Annotated in this window: 5 protein-coding genes; 4 read left to right on the forward strand and 1 reads right to left on the reverse strand. The window is 71.4% G+C overall.

What is annotated here, in order from left to right:
• The first annotated feature begins 68 nt into the window (after positions 1 to 68).
• Genes ACFVYA_RS49225 through ACFVYA_RS49235 form a run of 3 tightly spaced genes read left to right on the forward strand, consistent with a single transcriptional unit; the run spans position 69 to position 3519 of the window.
• Complete coding sequence (locus ACFVYA_RS49225) at positions 69 to 842, forward strand: ATP-binding cassette domain-containing protein (protein WP_387055491.1); 774 nt, start codon at positions 69 to 71, stop codon at positions 840 to 842.
• Between the two features lie 20 nt (positions 843 to 862).
• Entirely contained in the window at positions 863 to 2326 is a 1464-nt protein-coding gene (locus tag ACFVYA_RS49230; RefSeq protein WP_387055493.1) for a sugar ABC transporter permease, read from the forward strand.
• An 11-nt stretch (positions 2327 to 2337) separates the two neighbouring features.
• Positions 2338 to 3519, forward strand: a complete 1182-nt coding sequence (locus tag ACFVYA_RS49235) for an ROK family transcriptional regulator (RefSeq protein ID WP_285989857.1) — start codon at positions 2338 to 2340, stop codon at positions 3517 to 3519.
• A gap of 150 nt (positions 3520 to 3669) precedes the next feature.
• Here the strand turns inward: ACFVYA_RS49235 and ACFVYA_RS49240 are convergent, their stop codons facing one another.
• Positions 3670 to 3849 (reverse strand): hypothetical protein, encoded by a 180-nt coding sequence (locus ACFVYA_RS49240; protein ID WP_285989858.1) that lies wholly within the window; start codon positions 3847 to 3849, stop codon positions 3670 to 3672.
• Between the two features lie 317 nt (positions 3850 to 4166).
• Between ACFVYA_RS49240 and ACFVYA_RS49245 the strand changes: the two genes are divergently transcribed.
• On the forward strand, positions 4167 to 4985 hold the full coding sequence (locus tag ACFVYA_RS49245; protein ID WP_387055495.1) for a DMT family transporter: 819 nt from the start codon (positions 4167 to 4169) through the stop codon (positions 4983 to 4985).
• Positions 4986 to 5653: the final 668 nt, after the last annotated feature.

A 5653-nucleotide genomic window follows, 5' to 3' on the forward strand; every position in this document is an offset into this window, starting at 1 on the left:
CGCCGGGCGGGCACCCCCACCCCGCGGGCGCGCCCCGCCCCGGTCCCCACCCAGGAGAAAGCCCATCCATGAGTGAGCCCATTCTCGAGATCAAGGGCCTGAACAAGAGTTTCGGCCCGGTCCACGTCCTCCACGACGTGGACTTCGACGTGCGTGCGGGCGAAGTGACCGCCCTGGTCGGCGACAACGGCGCCGGCAAGTCGACGCTCGTCAAGTGCATCGCCGGCATCCACCCGTACGACTCGGGGGCCGTGCGGTTCAACGGCGAGGACACCCACATCCGCGGCCCGCGCGACGCCGCGGACCTCGGCATCGAGGTCGTTTACCAGGACCTCGCGCTCGCCGACAACCTCGACATCGTCCAGAACATGTTCCTCGGCCGCGAGCGCGGCAATGCGTGGAAGCTCGACGAAGCCAGCATGGAGAAGGCCGCCCGCGAGACGCTGGCCTCCCTGTCCGTGCGGACCGTGAAGTCGGTCCGCACGCCGGTCTCCTCGCTGTCCGGTGGTCAGCGGCAGACCGTCGCCATCGCGAAATCGGTGCTGTGGAACAGCAAGGTCGTCGTGCTCGACGAGCCGACCGCAGCCCTCGGTGTCGCGCAGACCCGGCAGGTGCTGGACCTGGTCCGGCGGCTGGCCGAGCAGGGCCTGGGGGTCGTGCTCATCAGCCACAACATGGCCGACGTGTTCGAGGTCGCCGACCGCATCGCCGTGCTCTACCTCGGCCGGCTCGTCGCCGAGGTGCACACGAAGGACGTCTCCCACGGCCAGGTCGTGGAGCTGATCACCGCGGGTCGCTCCGGTGACCTCGGTCTGGCCCGGCCCGAAGCCGTGGTCCTGTGAGCGGGAAGAAAGAACCGGAAATGACTGAAACCCCTGCCAAGCACGAGGTCGGCACCCCCGCCGAAGCGCTCGCGCAGACCCAGAACACGTCTGCGGCGATCACCGACTTCGGCATCGACACGACATCGATGTCAACCGGCGAGGCGATCCGCGACTACTTCGCCCGCCTGCGGGCCGGCGAGCTCGGCGCGCTGCCGTCGCTGTTCGGCCTGCTCGTGCTCGTCATCCTCTTCAGCGCGCTGTCGGACAACTTCTTCACCCTGGCCAACATCGCCAACGTGTTCCCGCAGGGCGCGGGCGTCATCATCATCGCGATGGGCATCGTGTTCGTGCTGCTGCTCGGCGAGATCGACCTCGCCGCGGGTGTGGCCTCCGGTGTCGCAGCGTCCGTGATGGCCCTGCACTACGTGCACGCCGGGAACCTGCTGGGGACCCTCGGGACCGGCGTGTTCATCACGTTCATCGGGGTTCTCGCCGTCGCCATGCTGCTGTCCGCCTACCAGCGGATCTGGGCCGGTGCCGCGCTTTCGCTGCTGGGCCTGCTGATCGTCGCGATCGGCGTCCCCGCCAACGCCTGGCTCGAGATCTTGCTGGCCATCTGCGTCGGCACCGCGATCGGCTGCATCACCGGTTTCCTCGTGTCGAAGATCGGCATGCCGTCCTTCGTCGTGACGCTGGCGCTGTTCATCGTGTGGCAGGGCGTCCTGCTGCAGTTCATCGGTGAGGGCGGCACGATCGGCATCACCAACTCGGACATCCTGTACAAGATCTCCAACGGCAACCTGAACATCCTCGGCAGCTGGATCTTCTTCCTCGTCGCCGCCGGCGGGTTCGCGGTGATCACGCTGATCAGCCACTTCAAGCGGCTCCAGCGCGGCCTGGTCGTCCAGCCGACGTCGCTGGTCATGATCAAGGTCGGCGCGCTCGTCGTGCTGTCGGCGGTGGGAACGTGGCTGCTGACCATCAACCGCTCGCCGAACAAGGCGGTCGTCACGATCGAGGGCGTCCCGTACGTCATCCCGATCATTCTGGTGCTGCTCGTGGCCGGGACCTACGTGCTCAACCGGACCAAGTACGGCCGGTACGTCTACGCGGTCGGCGGCAACAAGGAAGCCGCCCGCCGCGCCGGTATCGACGTGCCGAAGATCCGCGCGAGCGTGTTCGTCATCGGCTCGGCGGTGGCCGCCGTCGGCGGCATCGTCGCCGCGTCGAAGGTCGGTTCGGTCAGCCCGCAGTCCGGTGGCCTGAACACGCTGCTGTTCGCGGTCGGTTCGGCCGTCATCGGCGGCACGTCGCTGTTCGGCGGCAAGGGCCGCGTGTCCGACGCCGTGGTCGGCGGGCTCGTGATCGCCGTCGTCATCAACGGCCTAGGCCTGCTCAAGCAGCCGGCCGCGGTGGTCAACATCATCACCGGCCTGGTCCTGCTGCTCGCCGCCACCGTCGACGCGCTGTCCCGGCGCCGCGCGGCTGCGTCGACGCGCTGAACCAGCATGGGATGATCAAGCCCGTGTCCAGTTCACCCGTCGCCCGACCGGACGAGGTGCGCCGGCACAACCGCACGACCCTGCTCCGCCTGCTGCACGTCGGCGGGCCGAGCACCCGGGCGACCCTGGCCGCCGAGCTGGGGCTCAACCGGAGCACGATCAAGACCCTCGTCGACGGGCTCGCCGAAGCCGGCGTCGTCGAGGAGAAGGTGCCGAGGCCGGGACGAGGGGCGGGCCGCCCCTCGCTCCTGGTCCTGCCCCAGCCCCACGCGGCGGTCGTGCTCGCGGTCGACCTGCAGGTCGAGCACGTCGCGATCGCCCTCGTCGGGCTGGGCGGGCAGATCCTGGGCCGCAACAGCTGGAACCTGCGCGGCCGGATGAACCAGCCCGAAGAGGTCATCACGCACATCATCGAGTCGACGGCCATCCTGGCCGGCGACCTCGACGTGAGCCCGGTGGCGGCCGGGGTGTCGGTGCCCGGCGTCGTCCGGCGCGCGGACGGGCACGTGCACGAGGCCCCGAACCTGCGCTGGACCGACGTCGCCCTCGGTGAGCGGCTCGGCGGGGTGCTGCAGATCCCGATCCTGGTCGGCAACGACGCCGAGTTCGGCGCGGTCGCCGAGCACCTGCGCGGGGCCGCCCGCGGGGCGTCCGACGTGGTGTACATCTCGGCGGACGTCGGGGTCGGCGGCGGCGTCATCGCCGAAGGCTCGGCGTTGCGCGGCGGCTCGGGGTACGTCGGCGAGATCGGGCACATGGTGATCCGCCCCGACGGGCGCCCCTGCTACTGCGGCAGCAGCGGCTGCTGGGAGACCGAGGTCGGCGAGGCGGCCCTGTGCCGGGCGCTCGGCCTGGCCGAGGACACCGCCCGCGGGGCGATCCTGTTCGAGCTGCGCGAGCTGGGCCGCGACCCCGAGGCGGCGATGACGCGGCTCGCGGAGTTCGCCGAGTGGCTGACGCTGGGGCTGATCAACGTCGTCAACCTGCTGGGGCCGCAGCTGGTGGTCCTCGGCGACCTGCTCACGGTGCTGCCGGAGCCGGTGCTGCGGCACGTCGGCACCGAGGTGCGCCGGCGCAGCCTGGTGAGCCGGGCGGTGGGCGGCACGCGGATCGTCAGCTCGGCGCTGGGGGCCGACGGGAAGCTGCTCGGCGCCGCCGAGGTGGCGTTCGAAGTCGTGCTGGATTCTGTCTGATTTCCTGTCCGGTTTCGTGTCCGGAATCACTGCTTATCGCGGCTGAACCGTGATTTCCGCCACGCAATCTGCAAGATGCAAAAAGGCGGCCCGGGATGCAGAAAGGCGGCCGGTGCCTGTGCGCACCGGCCGCCTTTCGCGTCTGCAGGGTTACCGCTGGATGTCGGCGGACAGTTCCTTGAGCTTGGCCTCGTGCTCGCGGGCGTGGTGCCCGCAGAAGAGCAGTTCGCCACCCGTACTGAGGATGGCTCGTACCTGAGCTGCTGCTCCGCACCGGTCACAGCGGTCGGCGGCGGTCAGTTCGGGGCGGGTGAGCGTCGGCGTTGTCATGGGGGTCTCCCTCCGTCCCGGCACCGGTCGCCCGGTGCCATCGATCCAGCTACGCCCACTTCGGCACTGCTGCCGGTGACGGCGATCGCCTCCGGCTCCGCGTGTTCGTGCTTCCACTGTTCCAGACGTTTCGCGGCTCGCAAGTGTTCCCGCGCCGGTGGGACCTGAGTCACGTCGATTTACCCCGGATGCCGTAGTGGTCTCCCGCATTCCAGGAGACGATTACCCGGAGAGTTACGTTTTCCGTGGTCAGGCAGCATGGGGTGGTGAGTACGGTGACTTCCCCGCGGCGGCTTTCGGCAGTGCCGGCCCCGCTCTTGTTCGTTCTCAGCGGAATTTCGATGTACGCCGGAGCGGCGGTGGCGGTCGACCTGTTCGGCCACGCGACCCCGGCGGGGGTGGCCTGGCTCCGCTGTCTGGGCGCGGCGGTGGTCCTGCTGGCCTGGCGGCGCCCGGGCCGCGCGGCGTGGCGGGGCAGACGGCTGCTGCTGGCGATCGTGTTCGGCGTGGTGACGGCGGGCATGAACGTGCTCTTCTACGAGGCGATCGCCCGCCTGCCCCTGGGCACGGCGGTGGCGGTGGAGTTCGCCGGCCCGGTGGTGGTGGCGGCCCTGGGCTCCAGAACGCTGCGCGACGTGCTCGCGCTGCTCCTGGTGGCGGCGGGGGTGGTGGCGATCGCGGACGTCCGCCTCGGCGGCAGTTTCTGGGGAGTGGTGTTCGCACTCGGTGCGGCTCTGGCGTGGGCGGGGTACATCCTCCTGGGCAAGAGGGTGGCCGTGGGTGGCGACGGCATCGACAGCCTGGCGATCGGCTTCTTCGCGGGGACGGTCGTGTTGTCCCCGCTGGCCCTGGGGACGGGCCCGGTGTGGTCTTCGCCACGGTTGCTGCTGCTGGGGATCGGGGTGGGGGTGCTGTCGACGGTGGTGCCGTACGCCCTGGACCAGGTGGTGTTGCGGCGCGTGGGCCAGGCACGGTTCGCGACGCTGCTGGCGTTGTTGCCGGTGACCGCGGGGGTGATGGGGTTCGCGCTCCTCGGGCAGGTGCCGAGCCTGCCGGAGGCGGTGGGGACGCTGGCCGTGGTGGCCGGGGTGGCGCTGCGGAGCCGGGAGTCGCGGGCGGTGGAGCCGCCGGGGTGACTGGGGGTGCTTCAGCGGGTGTTGGCGGGTTCGGACAGTTTGAGCGCTGGGTGCCCGAGGTGAGGTTGCCCGGCTGGGGGCGTTTCGGGATTGTTCGTTCGGGATGGTTCGGAGGCCACCGGCCCGGCGCTCGCGGCGGGTTGCCCACAAGCCCCTCGTGATGTGGACAACCAGGCCCAGGCCGGGTGTTTTCGGGCAGTTTCCGTCGGTCGCCCCCGATACGCTGGAAGCGGGGGCAGCCCCCTGGGAGGGCGGGCCCTGCGGCGGGCGGGCTCTGCGGCGGGCGGGCTCTGCGGCGGGCGGGCCCTGTGGGGGGCGGGCTCTGCGGTGGCCGGGCTCTGTGGCGGGCGGGCGCTGTGGCGGGCACGCGCTCCGGCCCGGGCCACTTGCCCGCGGCCCCGGCCGGGCCCGTCGGGCCCGCGGGAGGCAGGCCCCAGGACGACCGGGCGGATCGGCTGCCAGCGGAGCCGTGGACCGCGCCAGGATCGGATCGTGATGGCCCCCGCCGCGCCCGGCCGGGATACTGAGCGCGGGCGGCAGGAAGCGGGTGGCCATGACCAAGGCGGCGTGGGGGGGGGCGGGGGGGGGGGCGCGCCGGGCGGGGGGGGGGGGGGGGCGATCGGGGGGGGGGGGACCGGCCGGACGGGGGGGGCGGGGGGTTGGGGTGG

The organism is Amycolatopsis sp. NPDC058278 (assembly GCF_042881395.1).
Lineage (GTDB): Bacteria > Actinomycetota > Actinomycetes > Mycobacteriales > Pseudonocardiaceae > Amycolatopsis.